The following is an 18,343-nucleotide window of genomic DNA, read 5'->3' on the forward strand; positions in this document are numbered from 1 at the left end:
GGGGTGGAGCAGAGGACATGAAACCGGATTTGCGTACTGTGCTGAATCGTGAAATTATTGTCGGAGACGGCGCTATGGGGACTTTTTTGTACCAGCTAGGATTTCCAGTAAATACGTCTTACGAAGAACTGAACATTACTTCGCCTGATGTTATATCAGACGTACATGGGCAGTATTTAAATGCAGGAGCACGATTGCTGGAGACGAATACATTCTCTGCAAATGATTATAAGTTAGCCCGCTTTGGACTGGAATCTAAGGTGGAAGAGATTAATCGTGCTGGTGTGCGAATTGCCAAGGCTGCTGCCGGACCTGAACATTATGTAGTAGGTGCGGTCGGTTCCATATGCGGAGGCAAACGTCTTAACATATCCAAGCTGGAGCTGTCAAGAAACTACGAGCAGCAGATCGATGCCCTTCTTTCCGAAGGGGTTGACGGCATTTTATGCGAAACGTTTTATTCACTGGACGAAATGCGCATTGCGCTTCACAGTGTACGTAACTACAGTGACATTCCGGTAATTTGTCAATTTGCGGTCGATCAGGTTGGTCGTACCCAAGATGGTTTTCTAGTGTCAGAAGCTTTTTCAACACTGCGTAGTGAAGGAGCTGACATCCTCGGGTTTAACTGTCACTCCGGTCCGCAGGGAATTATGAGTGTAATGGAGCAGCTGGATGGTCCTTTGTCTGTACCGCTGTCTGTATATCCAAATGCGGGGCTGGCAGATTATGTGGACGGTCACTATGTATACGGTGCATCACCTGAATATTTCGGAGAATGTGCCGCGTCCTTTGTAGATCTCGGGACCAGGCTGATTGGTGGTTGTTGCGGAACTACGCCAGACCATATTGCTGCTGTTTCCAAAGCTTTAAAAAATTTGCAACCGCCCCCGTTGGCTCCAAAAGAAGCTTTGTCGACAGAGTCCATTCATGTGGTGGAGCAGACAGCAAATGAAGGGGGACGAGGCAATGGCAGACATGCCAGCGAACCCAACATTGTGGATCTGGTTAAGGAACGGCATACGGTCATTGTAGAACTGGATCCTCCGCGAGATCTGGACATTACCCGGTTTATGCAAGGTGCGCATGCCTTGAAGAAAGCCGGAGCCGATGCACTTACACTTGCTGACAATTCGCTCGCAGTCACTCGTATGAGCAACATGGCGCTTGGGCATCTGGTTAGTATTGAAACAGGCTTGCGTCCATTAATTCATATCGCATGTCGTGACCGTAATCTGATTGGTACTCAATCCCACATGATGGGTTTTGACGCACTGGGTATTGACCATGTACTGGCGGTTACTGGTGATCCGGCGCGGTTTGGTGATTTACCAGGCGCCAGTTCGGTGTATGATATGACATCTTTTGAAATCATACGCATGATCAAGCAGTTAAATGATGGCGTCGCATTTTCCGGTAAACCACTCAAGCAGAAAGCTAATTTTGTGGTGGGAGCTGCTTTTAATCCGAATGTTAAGCATTTGGGTAAAGCCGTACAGCGGTTGGTAAAGAAAATTGCCTCCGGGGCCGATTATATTATGACCCAGCCTGTTTACGATCCTGAGCTGATTATAGCCATTGCAGAAGAGACACGGCATTTGGAAATACCGATTTTTATCGGTATTATGCCGCTGGCTAGTGGCCGCAATGCAGAATACTTGCACAATGAAGTGCCAGGCATTCAGTTATCCGATGAGGTGCGTGCACGTATGTCGGGACTAGAGGGCTCGGAAGGACGAGCAATGGGCGTGTCTATTGCCAAGGAGCTGCTTGATACGGCCATGGAACATTTTAATGGGATCTATTTCATGACTCCTTTTATGTTCTATGAAATGACAGCTGAGCTGACTTCATATGTATGGGAAAAATCAGGCCGAGCACAGGCCCCTTGTTTCGACTATAATAATCAATTACAATAGTATAATGGATGTGATGCCGATGTCATTGAGTATGACCGGATACGGTCAAGCCATCCTTCATCATGAGGGGTATAAAGTACGCTTGGAATTGAAATCGGTCAATCACCGCTATTGCGAAGTGATGATGAGAATTCCACGTGAATGGACTCGTTATGAAGATGGCTTGAGAAGAACGGTTCAACAGCAGATTAAACGCGGTCGTATCGATGTTTTCATCCACAGGGAACGTGATGAAGAACAGATACCCGCCGCACGGTTGAATGACACTGTGGTGCAGGCTTACCTGCGTGCAGCGGAGCAGCTGGCGGATCGTTATGGCGTGAAAGGAACGTTAGGTATAAGTGATATCCTTGCTTTGCCTGATGTTCTGGGTGAGCCTGGAGAGGCTTGCAATGGAGACGAAGATGACTGGGAAGAGCAGCTACAGCGAGCTTTGAACGAAGCTTTGCAAGGTTTGCTGGAGATGAGAAGGCGAGAAGGCGGGCATTTGGCACAAGATGTGGAATCCCGCATTTTACGTTTGGAATCCTTTCATCATGAAATGACGGTGTTGGCTCCTCATGTTGTGAGCGACTACCGTAACAGGCTGAAGCACAGGCTTAAAGAGCTTCAGGACGGTTCATTTACGCTTGATGAACATAAGTTCGGAATGGAGATTGCGTTATTCGCGGATCGCAGCAATATTGATGAGGAGCTTACCCGGCTTCAAAGTCATTTTGGACAGTGCAAAAGGTTGCTGCTGTCGGACGAGCCGGCCGGTCGCAAATTAGATTTTTTAATCCAGGAAATGAACAGGGAAGTCAACACGATCGGCTCTAAGGCTAATCATCTCACATTAGTTAATCTGGTCGTTGAGATGAAAGCAGAGCTCGAAAAAATTCGTGAGCAGGCTGCAAATATTGAGTAGCTACCTGGTAGCGGCACGGCTGCAATAGTCACATGTATAGGGGGAAAGACCTGAATATGGCAATCAAATTGATCAATATTGGCTTTGGCAATATCGTGTCGGCCAACCGAATAATCTCCATCGTCAGTCCGGAGTCTGCTCCGATCAAGCGGATTATACAGGAAGCCAGGGACCGTCATATGCTAATTGATGCTACCTATGGCCGCCGGACACGGGCTGTTATTATTACAGACAGTGATCATGTAATCCTGTCTGCGGTGCAGCCGGAGACGGTCGCTCATCGCCTATCCACTAAAGATGATGACAATGACGAATAAAAATGGAGTGTACTATGGCTAAGGGATTATTATTTGTAATATCCGGACCTTCGGGGTCGGTAAAGGAACGGTAGGCAATGCATTGCGCGAAAAGCTACCTGAGATAACGTATTCTGTTTCTGCTACAACTCGAACACCTCGTTCGGGCGAGCAAGATGGAGTGACCTATTTTTTCAAAACGCGTGAAGAATTTTTAGGGATGATTGAACGGGATGAATTGCTGGAGTACGCAGAATATGTAGGTAACTACTATGGCACTCCACGTGATTTTGTAGACCAGACGCTTGCGCAGGGTAAAGATATCTTTCTGGAAATTGAAGTTCAGGGCGCGCTAAAGGTTAAAGAAAAATTTCCAGAAGGCATATTTATATTCTTGCTTCCACCTTCGCTGGATGAGTTGAAGGATAGAATTCGGGGACGTGGCACAGAAACTCAAGCAACCATTGATCACCGTATGTCGGTAGCTGTGGACGAGATGAACCTGTTGCGTCATTATGATTATGCGGTTGTCAATGATGAGATTGATCTCGCTTGTAAACGAATAGAATCCATTATTATCGCCGAACATTGTAAGGTTCGACCTTAAGCGAGGCTTTACATATGCCAAGCGTACCGAAAGTGAAATAATACTGTATAAGCTGAGCTTGAAGGTGTACACTGGAGTTCAGCTTATACAGCTTAAAACTACATGAAGAGGTGTCTATTCGTGCTGTATCCTTCCATTGATGAAATGATGAAAAAGGTAGATAGTAAATATTCGCTGGTTGTAGCGGCATCACGCCGTGCTAGACAGTTGCGTGAGGGCGAGAAGACGAGCTTGAAGAGTCCTAAATCTCACAAACAGGTTGGAGTAGCTCTGGAAGAGATCTATGCAGATCATCTTTTGCTTGAAAGCGGCGAAGAAGAATAAGAATTATAGACAATCATTATAACCAGGCGCAATGCCAATTCCTTTGACAACCGCAAGGTTGTTATTTTTTTCGGTCAGGGGGAGTTAACGATGTTGAAGGGGAAAGTTATTATTCTTGGTATAACCGGCGGAATTGCTGCCTATAAAGGGGCTGCGCTCTGCAGTAAGTTGACGCAAAAGGGAGCCGATGTACATGTGATTATGACGGCTTCTGCCAAGGAGTTTATTACCGAACTTACGCTGCAGTCACTCTCTCGCAATCCGGTGTACAGTGATACATTTGATGAAAGAGAGCCGTCTATCGTATCCCATATTCATCTGGCGGATGCGGCTGATCTGGTGCTAGTTGCTCCTGCAACGGCGAATATCATCGGGAAAATGGCGCATGGTCTTGCTGATGATATGTTATCGACAACGTTGCTGGCTACGACAGCGCCTATTATGGTGGCCCCTGCGATGAATGTACATATGTACACTCATCCTGCAGTCATGCAAAATATGGAGACACTGGTATCCCGTGGTGTGAAGATGATTGAGCCTGGTGAAGGATTACTGGCTTGTGGTTATGTTGGCAAAGGACGTTTGGAAGAGCCAGAAACTATTGTGCAAACGATTGAGCGCTTTTTTGATCAGCAAGCTCAGGAGCCTGAAGCCACAATCAAGTCTGAAGCACGGTGGTTTGGAGAAGAATCTACGGAGAAACAAGTAACCGAGCGACTTGTAGATAAGAATGAATTAGCGCTTTCGGAAAAAAAAGTCATTGTCACGGCTGGAGGCACGATTGAGCGAATTGATCCTGTCCGTTATATTACGAATGATTCATCTGGTAAAATGGGCTTTGCCATTGCGAAAGTCGCTCAGGAGATGGGGGCAGAGGTGCATTTGATTGCTGCCAATACCAGTGCGGAACCGCCTTCAGGTATTTCGCTTGAAAGAGTCCAGTCAGCTGAAGACATGTACCAGGCTGTGCTAAAACAATGGGAAACGAGTGATATGGTCGTTATGGCTGCTGCCGTTGCAGATTATCGACCACGTGAGGTGGCACAGACCAAGATCAAGAAAAATGATAGTGTATTTACACTGGAGTTAGTGAAGAACGTTGATATTCTGGAATCACTCGGACGCAGCAAGAAACATCAATTTTTAATTGGCTTTGCAGCAGAAACGGGAAATTTGGAGACGTATGCAATAGATAAATTAGAACGTAAAAATTGTGATTTGCTTGCGGCAAACGATGTAACTGTGGATGGTGCAGGTTTTGGCGTCGATACAAATGCTGTTCAAATATATGACCGAAGCGGGATGGTGGAGCAGATTCCTGTACAGTCAAAGGAAGAGGTTGCGCGTAAATTGCTTACTCTAGCCGCGGGACGCATGGGTGGGGTGCTGCATTAATGGAGACAGGCAATTTAGTTGCCAAGGTCATTGTCGATGTACCTGCCAAGGATACAGATCGTACCTTCGATTATCTGATACCAGATTCCATGAGACCTTGGATTGAGCCAGGTAGTCGGGTAGCTGTGCCATTTGGCAAACGGACGGTGCAGGCTTTTGTTATCTCGGTAGTTCCAGCTGAAGAGCCGCCGAAATATAGGATGAGGGCGATTCAGGAGTTGCTGGATCTGGTACCGCCCTTATCTCCCGATTTGGTTGAACTGGGCAAATGGATGAGCGAGCGTTATGCTTGTAATCAAATTATGGCACTGCAAGTGATGATTCCTACCGCGCTTAAGGGCAAGGCGGAACGTTATATCTCCATTGCCGAACAGCAAGAGTCTACGAATCCACAGCGATCTATGCTGTCTAATCAGGGGGATGAGATCGAATGGGCCCTTCTGACTGACGACGGTATGAGCGACCCGGCGGAGCGTCAGATTGTCAGCTTCATTCAGAATAAGGAGCAAGTCCCGTTGCAGCAACTTAGTAGACGTTTCCCCGAGGAGGCGGAGGTTATTAAATCGCTGTTACGCCGCGGAGTGCTTCAGGAAAGCCAGGTTATTAAAGACAAGCTTGGCAAAAAGACGATGAAAGCTGTTGATCTGGCTATCAGCATAGATGAAGCATCCATGGCACTGGAGCAATTTTCTGCCAAGGCGCAGCGTCAGCGGGAGGTACTTGCTTTTTTGCTGGAACGTAGCGAGTTTCTGCCTCTGCCGCTGAAGGAAGTTATGACCTCGTTAGGTGTATCAGCTGCGACGGTTAAGGCACTGGAAGATAAGGGCTATGTGTTACAGGAAGATGTTGAAGTGTTCCGCGATCCCTACCGGGGCAGACACTTCAAGCCTACAGACCCACTCCCTCTTACGGCAGAGCAGCAGTCGGTGTATGAACGGATTGTTCGTCAGCTGGACATGCGTGAGCAAGGAGCTTATTTGCTGCATGGAGTCACAGGGAGCGGTAAGACGGAAATCTATCTGCAGACCATTCAGCGCTGTATCGAGCAGAATCGCCAGGCGATTGTGCTCGTACCCGAAATATCATTAACTCCACAAATGGTCGAACGTTTCAAAGGACGTTTTGGCGACCAGGTCGCAGTGATGCACAGTAGATTGTCCGGGGGAGAACGGTACGATGAGTGGCGCAAAATACGCGAAGGCCGTGTAAAAGTAGCGATTGGCGCTCGTTCAGCGGTATTTGCCCCTTTTCGTGAGCTAGGGCTCATTATTATGGATGAGGAGCACGAAACGTCCTATAAGCAGGAAGAGACACCCAAATACCATGCGCGTGATGTAGCCATTCGCAGAGCACACCAGCACGGGGCTGTCGTTATACTCGGTTCAGCTACACCGTCACTGGAAAGCTATTATGCTGCTCGCTCCCAAAGCAACGACGAGTTTGCGCCGCTACTGCTTGAAATGCCGACCCGCGCATTGGGGAACACGTTACCCGAAGTCCATATCATGGACATGCGTGAGGAGCTACGGGCCGGCAACCGCTCCATGTTCAGCCGCGCGTTGCATAATGGAATCGCAGAGCGATTAGAGCGTAAGGAGCAGACGGTATTACTGTTGAACCGGCGTGGTCACTCCACGTTCGTCATGTGCCGGAGCTGCGGCTATGTGGCGGGATGTCCGGATTGTGATATTTCGCTTACCTATCATCAGCGGTCGAACAATTTACGTTGTCATTATTGCGGCTATTCCGAGCCTGTACCTCAGACTTGCCCGGAATGCGGTAGTGAGCATATTCGTTACTTCGGTACAGGTACTCAGCGAGTGGAAGAAGAGTTGGCTAAGCTATTCCCTGGTATACGTGTTGTCCGAATGGATGTCGATACAACGACTGAAAAAAACGCTCATGAAAAGCTGCTTAAGCAATTTCGTGATAAAAAAGCAGACGTACTACTGGGTACTCAAATGGTAGCCAAAGGGCTGGACTTTCCCGATGTAACGCTGGTAGGTGTCATTACTGCGGATTCTGCTCTTAATTTACCGGATTTTCGGGCTGCGGAAAAGACCTTTCAGCTGTTAACACAAGTAGCCGGGCGTGCTGGAAGGCATCAATTGCCGGGAGAAGTATTCGTACAATCCTACACTCCAGAGCATTATTCGGTGGTTCATGCAAGCCGTCATGATTATTCATCTTTTGTGAGGGAAGAGTTGAAACACCGCCGTAATTTGCACTACCCGCCATATTGCCGACTTATTTTGGTGACCTTTTCTCATGAACAGCTTCCAGTGCTAGTCCGATTGGCTGAAAATTATTCAGCGACACTACAGGGACGAGCCAGACAACGGGGCTGGTTCGGGAATATGGACCGGCTTACATCGGATGTATTGGACATTTTGGGGCCAGTAGCTTCACCCATTTCGAGAATCAAGAATAGATACCGATTTCAATGTATGATAAAATGGCGTGGAAATATCGACGCGATTGGTTTGGCTCAGCAAGTGGCTGATGAAATGGCCGAATCTGCACAGGCACAAAAGTTGCTGATTAGTCTGGATGTTGATCCGCAGATGCTAATGTAGAGTGTTAACACTAAAGTTATTCGCACAATTGATGCGGACAAGCCGTCCGTACATAGGATAATGTAGCAGTCGCTTTTGTGATGAATACAGTAAAGCCTAAATGAAGGAAAAAGAGGAAGGTGTTCTGTTGTCATGTCAATTAGAATTATAGTGTTGGAGCCGGATGACGTATTGCACAAAGTAGCGAAGGAAGTTACTAAAGTTACGCCTAATGTGCAAAAGCTGCTGGACGATATGGCAGATACGATGTATGAAGCGGAAGGAGTAGGTCTAGCTGCTCCACAAGTAGGTATTTTGAAGCGGCTCATCGTCGTAGATGCTGGAGATGAGCATGGCTTGATAAAAATGATCAATCCAGAAATTGTGGCCGAAGAAGGAGAGCAACTGGGACCTGAAGGCTGCCTAAGTATTCCAGGGTTGAACGGGGATGTACGTCGTGCCGAGAAGGTTACAGTCAAGGGACTGGATCGCGAGGGCAAGGCTATTACCGTTACAGCGACAGGGTTGCTTTCTCGTGCTTTTCAGCATGAAATTGATCATCTAAATGGAGTATTGTTCACGGATATTGCAGAAAAAGTATATGAGGTTGCTCTGGAACAGCCAGGACCGAACCGTCAGACAGGGGAGTGAGGTTCGATGAGCCAAGACATTCGTATTATCTTTATGGGTACACCTGAATTTGCAGTCCCATCGCTGAACATGTTGCTGGACAACGGATATAACGTGGTCGGTGTAATTACTCAGCCGGATAAGCCACAGGGACGGAAAAAAATATTGACGTCTACACCAGTCAAGGAAGCGGCTGAGAAGCGCGGATTGCCTGTGCTGCAACCGACACGCCTGCGTCAACCGGAAGCGGTAGCTCAGGTGGCGGAATTGCGTCCCGATCTAATCGTAACCGCAGCTTATGGACAAATTTTGCCTAAATCCGTATTAGACCTGCCTCGTTTCGGCTGTCTGAATGTGCATGGTTCGTTACTTCCCCGATATCGGGGAGGTGCACCGATCCAGCGTGCGATTATTAACGGTGAAACTGTGACAGGTGTGACGCTAATGTATATGGCGGAAGGGCTGGACACCGGCGATATGATATCGCGGGTTGAGGTGGCTATAGAGCCGGAGGATACATCGGGCACAATTTTTGAAAAGCTAAGTGTAGCCGGAGCTAGACTTTTGCAGGACGAGCTGCCCAAGTTGCTGGCAGGGCAATCAGACCGTACGCCGCAAAATGAGGACGAGGCGACCTATGCCCCGAACCTGAACCGTGATGATGAGCGCATTACATGGAGTGATAATGCAGAGCAAATATACAACCGGATTCGCGGTCTGGTTCCTTTTTCTGGCGCGTTTACACTTTGGGAGAACAATGTTTTTAAAATATGGGCTGCGGAGCAGCCTTCCATAAATAATGAAGCGAGTGGCTCAAATGCTCCAGCACCAGGCACGGTTCTTCAATTAACCGCCCGTGGCATTGAGGTGCAGACAGGCGAAGGCACTCTCTGGCTGACCCAGGTTCAACCGGCAGGCAAGAAGGTTATGGAAGCCGGAACCTTTGCACGCGGCGGACAGATGAAGCCCGGCACGGTGCTCGGATGAGCGGGGGACACTCCCGTCAGGGAGACCAACGCAAGGGAGTGGGGACCAGATCCGACAAAACTCGCAAACAGACGGCGCGGGAAGTTGCACTTGACGTGCTGACCGGTGTGGAGCAAGAGGGCGCGTATAGCAATCTTGAGCTCAATCGCCGGCTTCAGCAGGCAGGTTTATCTGCAAGTGATGTTGGTTTGACGACGGAACTTGTATACGGTACAGTGGCACGCCGAAATACACTGGATTATTTTTTGAATAAATTTGTTCAAAAAGGAACGGCCAAGCTTCAGCCTTGGGTACGTTCGTTGCTGCGGATGAGCGTATATCAGCTGGTGTATCTGGATCGAGTTCCGGATCATGCAGTTGTTAGTGAAGCAGTGACCATTGCCAAGCGGCGCGGGCATCAGGGGATTTCCGGTATGGTCAATGGCGTCCTTCGCAGCATGCTGCGTGAGTCGAACAAGCTGCGTATTCCTGACGGTTTGTCAGCAGAGGAACGGATTTCGTTAGAACATTCCCATCCACAGTGGCTAGTTAAGCGCTGGATCAAGCAATACGGTACCGATACAGCTGAGGCTATCTGCAAGGCTAATAACGAGCCCCTGCAGTCAGCGTGCGAGTGAATACGACGATGACCAGTCGTGATCAGCTGCTGGACGAGATGATTGCAAAAGGGATTGATGCCGTTCCTTCGGCCGTTAGCCCCTATGGGATTGTTGTTCGTAGCGGCGGAAATATGGCGCTTACCTCGTGGTATACGGACGGATTGTTGTCTGTACAGGATGAAAGCTCCATGCTTGTTGCTGAAGCGGTCGCTCCTGAGCCTGGCATGGCAGTGCTGGACTGCTGCGCAGCTCCAGGCGGCAAAACAGCTCATATGGCTGAGTTGATGAAGGATCGCGGCCGGATCGTTGCAAACGATCTGCATGCCCATAAGCATCAACTAATCCGTGAGCAAGCGAATCGGCTTGGTCTAGACGCTGTTGAGACGGTTACTGGTGATGCGTTGGATCTAAAGGAACGATATGCTCCGGCTTCTTTTGACCGTATTTTGCTGGATGCGCCATGCTCGGGCTTTGGGGTGATTCGCCGTAAACCTGATCTGCGTTGGAGCAAAACTGCGCAGGATGTTCGCGACATTACTCAACTGCAGCACGAGTTGCTGGATAGTGTGGCCGGACTATTGAAGCCGGGTGGTATTCTGGTATACAGTACTTGCACGATTGAGCCTGACGAAAATGAAGGACAATTGGCTCGGTTTTTAAGCGAACATCCAGAGTATGAGTTGGCAAAGGATCATTCTTTTCCAGCCGTGAGTCATGAAATGGATGGTATACAGAAAGGCTCGGTACAGCTGTTACCGCAGCATTTTCACAGTGACGGATTTTATATTGCGCGTCTGCGCCGGGTAAAGTAGCTCGGAAGAGAATTCCAGGTAGCTGCCCACCAGTATTTCCACAATCCGCCGGACACTTCCGGCGGTTTTTTGCATGAAGATGAAAAATTTTTACCCCCTCAGGGATTTGTGCTAAAATAGGAAGAATGAAAAACACTGTCTGTGATTAAACAGAACTTAATGAAGAAGGAACGGGTGCAAATATTGATGAAACCTTTTATATATGATTTAACACTGGAAGAGCTTCAGGACTGGGCCAAAAACAACGGTGAGCCTGCCTTTCGGGGAGGACAAATTTTTGACTGGCTGTATGTAAAGCGGGTCAATAATTTCAGTGAGATGACGAATTTGTCCAAGGGGCTGAGAGAAAAGCTGGAGGAGCAATTCAGTTTTGTGACGCTTCACGAAATAACAAAGTTGGAATCGAAAGATGGGACTGTTAAATTTCTGTTTGGCTTACACGATGACCATGCTATTGAGACGGTTATCATGAGACATAATTACGGAAACAGTATTTGTGTAACGACTCAAGTGGGTTGCCGGATTGGCTGTACTTTTTGTGCCTCGACGCTTGGGGGTCTCAAAAGAAACCTGACGGCTGGCGAAATTACGGCACAGGTGGTGCAGGCTCAGAAAATTCTGGATAAAACGAATGAACGAGTGAGCAGTATTGTGATTATGGGCTCGGGTGAGCCTTTTGAAAACTATGAAGCGACAATGACGTTTTTGCGTACAATGATTCATGAAAAGGGCCTGAATATTGGTCAACGTCATATTACGGTGTCAACCAGCGGCATTGTGCCCAATATTTATAAATTTGCTGACGAGGATACACAGATTAATCTGGCAATATCCATCCATGCGCCCAATGATGCGCTGCGTTCGAAGCTGATGCCTGTAAATCGGCGTTATCCTTTTAAGGATGTTATGGATTCTCTTCGTTATTATCTTGCTAAGACGGGGCGGAGAATTTCGTTCGAATATGCCTTGATCGGTGGAGTAAACGACCAGGCAGAACATGCTGAAGAGCTTGCGGATGTGTTGAAGGACATGCTGTGTCACGTCAATTTGATTCCAGTCAACCATGTGCCTGAGCGCAAGTATGTGCGCACATCGCGCAGCGATATTTTTAATTTTCAACGTATTCTTGCCGAAAAAGGCGTCAATGTGACGATCCGGCGTGAACAGGGTCACGATATTGCCGCTGCCTGCGGTCAGTTGCGTGCAAAGCATATGGAGTTGGGGTGAAACCATTTGATCAAAACAGTTCATGTCAGCCATGTCGGACGTGTGCGTTCGGTAAATGAGGATTCTGCCTGGATCAGGCACTTGGAGCAAGGCTATATTCTTGGAATTGTTGCCGATGGTATGGGAGGGCATCTGGCCGGTGATACGGCCAGCCGCCTTGCGGTAGAGACACTTGCCGCTGATTTGGCGACGCTGGAGAGCGGATTATCCGCACATTCTTTGACGGCGGCGCTCAGCGACGCTATTTTGCATGCCAATGAAGTCATCTTCCAAACGGCTGCGCGCGATGACCAGTATCATAATATGGGAACGACGGTTGTTGCCGTGTTGCTCAATGATGCATCTGGAATTATCGGACATATTGGTGACAGTCGCGCCTATGTCATATCCAAAGGAACGGTACGTCAGCTTACAGAAGACCATACTTTGGTTAATGAGTTGTTCAAAAACGGTCAGATCAGTAAGGAAGAGCGGGAGAACCATCCCCGTCGCAATGTGCTGACACGGGCATTGGGCACTGATTCCGAGGTGAAGGTGGACATTGACACCATTACGCTGGAAAAAGGCGATGTACTATTACTATGCAGTGACGGATTAAGCAATTTGGTAACAGAAGAACAGATCAGTAAGGTAGTAGGTGCCGCAGAAAATCCTTTGGAGGAACGTGCGGATCGTCTGCTACATCTGGCGCTGCTTGCCGGTGGAGACGATAACATTACTGTAGCTTTGTTTGAATTGCCCGACAACACGGTTTCATTGAGTGAAAAGGGGTGTGAAGCATGATCGGGCACCTGCTTGGGGGAAGGTACGAAATTATTGAGCGCATCGGTGGCGGCGGTATGGCGCTGGTGTATAAGGCTCAAGACATTTTGCTGAATCGCAATGTCGCGGTAAAAGTGTTGCGTCAGCAATTTGTTCATGATGAGGAATTTATTCGCCGGTTTCGGCGTGAGGCACAGTCAGCGGCCTCGCTTTCTCATTCGAACGTGGTCAGTATTTATGATGTCGGCCAAGAGGATGAAATCCATTATATTGTAATGGAGTGCGTTGAAGGCAAAAATTTGAATGAAATTATTAAAGAACGTGCGCCATTACAAGTGGATGAAGCAGTGCGGATTGCTTCCCAGATTTGTGATGCGCTGGAGCATGCCCACCAAAATCAGATTATTCACCGGGACATTAAGCCTCATAATATCTTAATTGGACGTAATGGACGGGTTAAGGTAACCGATTTTGGGATTGCTCGAGCTGTTACGTCAACGACAATTACTCAGACAGGTTCTGTTGTGGGTTCTGTTCATTATTTTTCACCTGAGCATGCAAAGGGTGTCATTACCGGCGAAAAATCGGACTTATATTCTTTAGGTATTGTCTTATATCAAATGCTAACGGCACAGCTTCCTTTTCTGGGAGAAAGCCCAATTAGTGTGGCACTCAAACATTTGCAAGAGGAATTTGAGGAACCGCGTAAAATTAATCCGTTGATTCCGCAAAGTGTAGAAAATGTCATTCTGAAATCGATGCGTAAAAATCCGGAGGAACGTTACCAATCAGCAGACGAAATGCTAAGGGATTTGGAGACTTGTCTGCTACCGGGGCGGCGCAATGAATCCAAGCTGGAGTTTACACATTTGGATGATGAGGACCAAACGCGGGTTATCCCAGCTATTAAGCCTCAACAATTAGGTGTGTCTTCCAGTGGTGACGATGTGCCTGTCCAACCTCGGGAGTCTGAACAGCTTCCGAACAAGCAAACGTCCAAGAAAAATAGAAAAAAAACGATCTTCTGGGTAACACTAGTGTTGGTACTACTTTTGTGCATGGGCGGCGTGGTGTACTATGTGCAAAGTGTGCTTGTCGTACCTGAGGTGAAAGTACCAAGTGTACTGACACAAACAGAAGACCAAGCGAAGGTCACTCTAAGTAAAGCAGGACTAGTCATTGATGATCCAATCCAGCATGAATATAAAGAGGGGATTGCACCGGGAGTTGTTTTTTATCAAAGCTACCCTGAAGGTTCTTTAGTCAAGGAAGGAACGGAGATTAGTCTGAAAGTCGGGATTGCCAAGCCGCTCACCCCGATGCCAGATGTCAAAGGACAAAGCTACGAGAATGCTGTCAAGCTACTGACCGCCCAGCAGATTAAGGAAACACAGATTCAGCAAAATGAGCAGTTCAGTGATCAGGCTGAAGGAACCGTCATTAGTCAGACACCTGCTGCAAATGAGCCATTTGATAAGGATTCGGTTCAGGTAGTGCTCACCGTCAGCAAAGGCGCTGCCACTGTTAAAATGCCGAATCTTGTAGGGATGACGCAGAGCCAGGCGGAAAATGAGGTCAAAAAGGCGGGGCTGAAGGTTGGCTCAATTAAAGAGGAATTTAGCTATGAGCAGGATAAAGGAAAAGTAACCAAACAATGGCCTTCAGAGGCGGGCAGTGATCTGCCCCCAAATACGGAAATTACGTTTTATGTAAGTACGGGTTACCCGCCAGAAGCGATTACGTTACCGTTTAATGTACCTGTGGCGCCGAAGGAAGAGGGCAAAAACAGTAAAATTCGTATCACTTATACAGATGCACGTGGAGAAAATCAGGAGTGGGGCAGCCGTACGATTAATACGACACAGGTGTTTACGATCAACCTGCTGATGGCCCCTAACAAAGACAGTGTCGTCTCCGTATTTAGAGATGGTGCTTTTGTTGACACGTATCCTGTTTCTTATATTGATGCAAAAAATGGAACGGTGACGATGCCTCAAATTGCTCCACCTGCAGGAACATCACCGACTGATACATCTGGTGGTACTTCCTCACCGAATGGAAGTGGAAACGGTGAGGAAGGAAACAGCGGGGAATCTTCTAACGATAGTGGTAATGGTGGAGGCGACTCTAACAACCAGGAGGGGACAGAAGGCGATGGTGATCCTTCTGCTTTTGCCCCAGGAACCGATTCCTCAGGAGTTACGCGCAGTGAGTTGGCGGTTAGCAAAAAAAACAACCCCGGTCACGGTTCCCGCAAAAAGAAGGACAAAGTGATCGAGGCTGTGCAGCATCAGTAAACTTACTAGAGAAAGAAGCTTAACCTGTTCCACACAATGAAACTTGAACATTATGAAGGAGGACATCTTACACATGCCTGAAGGTCTGATCGTCAAGGCGCTTAGCGGATATTATTATGTCTCCAGCCTGGATCAGGATGGGCGTCCGGTATCCGGCGAAGCTACGGTACAATGCAGAGCACGTGGCCTTTTCAAGAAAAAAGAGATTACGCCCCTTGTTGGTGATCGGGTCCTTTACGAACTAACTGAAAACGGGGAAGGTACGGTCAAGGAGATTAGAAAGCGTACGACGGAGCTAATTCGCCCTCCAGTAGCTAATACCACGCTGGCCGTGCTGCTGTTTTCCCTGCGTGAGCCGGATTTAAACCTGCCTTTACTGGACAAATTTTTAGTCCATATTGAGCACGCTGGGCTGGATACGATTATCTGTCTGACCAAGCGCGATTTGTATGAAGGCAGCCCTTCAGAGGATGATAAGGTGCTGATGGTTCAGGAAATGTATCGGAAGATTGGTTACGAGGTGCTGGTAACCAGCGCCCGTACTGGAGAGGGTACGGCTGAGCTCAAGAAGCTGTTGGCCGGCCAAATCAGCGTGTTTTCCGGTCAGTCAGGTGTAGGGAAGTCCTCCATGCTTAATGCTTTGGAGCCTGGCTTAACGCTGGAGACGAGCGCCATAAGCAATAAGCTGGGACGAGGAAGACATACGACTCGCCATGTGGAGCTAATTCCTTTAGACAACGGCGGGTTTGTAGCAGATACACCGGGGTTTAGCCAACTGGATTTTTTAAAGCTGGGTGTGGATGAGTTATCGCCTTGTTTTCGAGAATTCCAACAATATGCGGAAGGATGCAAATTTCGGGGTTGTACGCATATTCACGAACCTGGCTGTAAAGTAAGAGAGGCCTTGGAAGAGGGACATATTTCACAGGGACGCTATGATAGCTATCTGCAGTTTTATCAGGAATTAAAAGAAAAAAAACGGAGGTATTGAGCATATGTTAAAAATAGCACCGTCGATTTTATCCGCTGATTTTGCTCGTTTGGGCAGTGAAGTCGCGGAAGTCCAAGCAGCGGGGGCAGACTGGATTCATGTGGATGTTATGGATGGTCATTTTGTATCCAATATTACACTGGGCCCCCCTATCGTTCAGGCTATTCGGCCGCATACAACTCTCCCACTGGACGTTCATCTGATGATTGAGCAGCCTGAACGTTATATTAGTGATTTTGTAAAGGCAGGAGCTAATATCATCACGGTCCATGCGGAGGCCTGTGTTCATTTGCATGGTGTCCTTCACATGATCAAGCAGCAAGGCGCTCTGGCGGGAGTGGCTCTCAATCCGGGGACATCACCATACGCGATCAAGGAAGTGCTACCGAATGTGGATATGATTCTTGTGATGACGGTTAACCCTGGTTTTGGGGGCCAGTCCTTCATTCCAGAGACGTTGAATAAAATCAGACAAATCCGTGCTTGGTTGAATGAATTGGGTCGTCCAGACGTACATATCGAAGTGGACGGAGGTATTGCGGAGGAGACGGCACCAGCCGTATTTGAAGCAGGTGCTGACGTATTAGTGGCAGGTAGTGCAGTATACGGCAGAGCAGACCGTGCAGCGGCTATTACTGCTATTCGGGATAGTGTCGCTCATTTGTCCAAGTGAAGCTAACTGAAGCACTGTGGATGACCTTAGCGAGTATGATGACCGGTTTGACACTCAGTTGTTTCTCGCTAGTGAAGACGCCTTGGAATGCTATACTTTCACTTTTGGCTGTTCTTATTGTCCTGTTTTATTTTCGTAAAAATGAAAGGCGTGGTTTGCGTATCGGTTTTGTGGTGAGCAGTGTGCTTTATTATATCCTGTTTATCTTTATACTCTCAGCATATCTCTATGTTCGTGGACTTGTCTGATGGTATAGCCTGGGATGGTTGTGCATAAATATGGTTACATGAGCGGGATTCTCATGTAGCCTTTTTTTGTGGGGCAACAACCCTTGACAGGTTGCATAAACTACAGAGAACGGATGCAGGAGGATGATGGGGAGGGTGAGGCATGAAGTTTTACACAATCAAGCTGCCAAAATTTCTGGGTGGATTCGTCAAAGCCATTTTGAATACATTCCAGAAGAACTGAAATCAAAGTAACGTTGACACAGGATGTAGGATGAAGGCGAAAGGTACACAGGAGGCACGCTTCCCGGGCACAGCAGATTGATAGCTCGGCAATAAAAGACAGGAATGCGCGGGAAGTTGCCTGACATTTTGTCCTCCTGAATCAGTGGGATATTATTCGAATAATCAAAAAAGCACCCGTTTAAAACGAGGTGCCTTTTGTTTATAACGATATTTTTTTACGACTACACGCGAGTCACTTTACCGGCTTTCAATGCACGAGTGCTGACATAAACGCGTTTCGGTTTACCGTTAACGAGAATGCGAACTTTTTGTACGTTGACGCCCCAAGTACGGCGATTACGGTTGTTAGCGTGAGATACGTGGTTACCGCTGCCAGGCTTTTTGCCTGTTACAGAACATTTACGAGACATGATTCCACCTCCTATTCTGAAAATAACCAAACTCCATATGGAATGGGTCGCTCTTCAGGCCGACTGGGTCAGCCGGACTTTATAAGTCACTAACCTGAACAAAACAATACTTAAATATAATATCATAGTCAAAAAAGCTCCGTCAACTGATTCAAAAACTTTATTTATTTCTCTTTCGCATTATAGTACAATATGGGATAGCTATTGTTGCGACTATTTTGTTTTTTAATGGAATGTGAATTCTTATTCCAGTCATGCCGGGCAGTTCAGAGGCGGGACCATAATCATCATTCCGGCCAATGATTTTTTGTTGGGCAGTTGACTGGTTTTTCATATTATATGAGCTGTGGAAAGAAACCAGAGGATGGTTACGGAAGCTTACGAAAGGGTGAGATTCGTATTCGTCGTCTGGCTTTAGTATAATTCAATTGAACCTTGAACATGTGTTGTGAAGATGGATTGTAAAACAATTGTATTAA

At 47.6% G+C, this 18,343-nt stretch carries 15 protein-coding genes and 2 pseudogenes; 16 read left to right on the forward strand and 1 reads right to left on the reverse strand.

Translation table 11 applies throughout. The features are described 5' to 3' along the window. The first annotated feature begins 17 nt into the window (after positions 1–17). The 16 genes and pseudogenes from G7035_RS18060 (at position 18) to spoVM (ending at position 17,452) form a co-directional block, all read left to right on the forward strand. Positions 18–1,919 carry a bifunctional homocysteine S-methyltransferase/methylenetetrahydrofolate reductase gene (locus G7035_RS18060; RefSeq protein ID WP_196478867.1) on the forward strand — a complete coding sequence of 634 codons (1,902 nt, stop codon included), beginning with the start codon at positions 18–20 and terminating at the stop codon, positions 1,917–1,919. A 19-nt stretch (positions 1,920–1,938) separates the two neighbouring features. After that, the gene (locus tag G7035_RS18065) at positions 1,939–2,826 is read left to right on the forward strand and encodes a YicC/YloC family endoribonuclease (RefSeq protein ID WP_016822356.1); all 888 of its coding nucleotides are present in this window, start codon (positions 1,939–1,941) and stop codon (positions 2,824–2,826) included. A 56-nt stretch (positions 2,827–2,882) separates the two neighbouring features. After that, positions 2,883–3,143: an extracellular matrix/biofilm regulator RemA gene (gene remA / locus G7035_RS18070; protein WP_005548256.1), complete on the forward strand. Its 261-nt coding sequence runs from the start codon at positions 2,883–2,885 to the stop codon at positions 3,141–3,143. Between the two features lie 14 nt (positions 3,144–3,157). After that, positions 3,158–3,729 (forward strand): annotated as a pseudogene (gene gmk, locus G7035_RS18075) (guanylate kinase). Between the two features lie 120 nt (positions 3,730–3,849). Next, positions 3,850–4,053: a DNA-directed RNA polymerase subunit omega gene (rpoZ, locus tag G7035_RS18080; protein WP_013371850.1), complete on the forward strand. Its 204-nt coding sequence runs from the start codon at positions 3,850–3,852 to the stop codon at positions 4,051–4,053. Between the two features lie 90 nt (positions 4,054–4,143). Then, entirely contained in the window at positions 4,144–5,448 is a 1,305-nt protein-coding gene (gene coaBC / locus G7035_RS18085) for a bifunctional phosphopantothenoylcysteine decarboxylase/phosphopantothenate--cysteine ligase CoaBC (RefSeq protein ID WP_019687948.1), read from the forward strand. Beyond that, entirely contained in the window at positions 5,448–8,024 is a 2,577-nt protein-coding gene (gene priA, locus G7035_RS18090; RefSeq protein ID WP_019687947.1) for a primosomal protein N', read from the forward strand. The genes coaBC and priA overlap by 1 nt, the downstream gene beginning before the upstream one ends. Positions 8,025–8,156: 132 nt before the next feature. After that, positions 8,157–8,654 (forward strand): peptide deformylase, encoded by a 498-nt coding sequence (gene def, locus G7035_RS18095; RefSeq protein ID WP_016822352.1) that lies wholly within the window; start codon positions 8,157–8,159, stop codon positions 8,652–8,654. 6 nt (positions 8,655–8,660) lie between these two features. After that, on the forward strand, positions 8,661–9,620 hold the full coding sequence (gene fmt, locus G7035_RS18100) for a methionyl-tRNA formyltransferase (RefSeq protein ID WP_019687946.1): 960 nt from the start codon (positions 8,661–8,663) through the stop codon (positions 9,618–9,620). Further along, a pseudogene (gene rsmB / locus G7035_RS18105) lies at positions 9,617–11,031 on the forward strand (16S rRNA (cytosine(967)-C(5))-methyltransferase RsmB). Before fmt ends, rsmB begins: the two are co-directional and overlap by 4 nt. Before the next feature lie 186 nt (positions 11,032–11,217). Continuing rightward, positions 11,218–12,258 carry a dual-specificity RNA methyltransferase RlmN gene (gene rlmN, locus G7035_RS18110; RefSeq protein ID WP_025365198.1) on the forward strand — a complete coding sequence of 347 codons (1,041 nt, stop codon included), beginning with the start codon at positions 11,218–11,220 and terminating at the stop codon, positions 12,256–12,258. A gap of 6 nt (positions 12,259–12,264) precedes the next feature. Beyond that, positions 12,265–13,041, forward strand: a complete 777-nt coding sequence (locus G7035_RS18115; protein ID WP_016822348.1) for a Stp1/IreP family PP2C-type Ser/Thr phosphatase — start codon at positions 12,265–12,267, stop codon at positions 13,039–13,041. Beyond that, on the forward strand, positions 13,038–15,317 hold the full coding sequence (gene pknB, locus G7035_RS18120) for a Stk1 family PASTA domain-containing Ser/Thr kinase (RefSeq protein WP_016822347.1): 2,280 nt from the start codon (positions 13,038–13,040) through the stop codon (positions 15,315–15,317). Before G7035_RS18115 ends, pknB begins: the two co-directional genes overlap by 4 nt. Positions 15,318–15,390: 73 nt before the next feature. Further along, positions 15,391–16,308 (forward strand): ribosome small subunit-dependent GTPase A, encoded by a 918-nt coding sequence (gene rsgA, locus G7035_RS18125; RefSeq protein WP_019687944.1) that lies wholly within the window; start codon positions 15,391–15,393, stop codon positions 16,306–16,308. Positions 16,309–16,312: 4 nt separating this feature from the next. After that, positions 16,313–16,981, forward strand: coding sequence for a ribulose-phosphate 3-epimerase (gene rpe / locus G7035_RS18130; protein WP_019687943.1), 669 nt, complete (start codon positions 16,313–16,315; stop codon positions 16,979–16,981). Between the two features lie 390 nt (positions 16,982–17,371). Then, the gene (gene spoVM / locus G7035_RS18135; RefSeq protein WP_010345573.1) at positions 17,372–17,452 is read left to right on the forward strand and encodes a stage V sporulation protein SpoVM; all 81 of its coding nucleotides are present in this window, start codon (positions 17,372–17,374) and stop codon (positions 17,450–17,452) included. Positions 17,453–17,675: 223 nt separating this feature from the next. Here the strand turns inward: spoVM and rpmB are convergent, their stop codons facing one another. Further along, positions 17,676–17,864, reverse strand: coding sequence for a 50S ribosomal protein L28 (gene rpmB, locus G7035_RS18140; protein ID WP_013310881.1), 189 nt, complete (start codon positions 17,862–17,864; stop codon positions 17,676–17,678). Between the last annotated feature and the right edge of the window lie 479 nt (positions 17,865–18,343).

Origin of the sequence: Paenibacillus polymyxa, from assembly GCF_015710975.1 — a bacterium.
GTDB classification, from domain to species: Bacteria; Bacillota; Bacilli; order Paenibacillales; family Paenibacillaceae; genus Paenibacillus; species Paenibacillus polymyxa.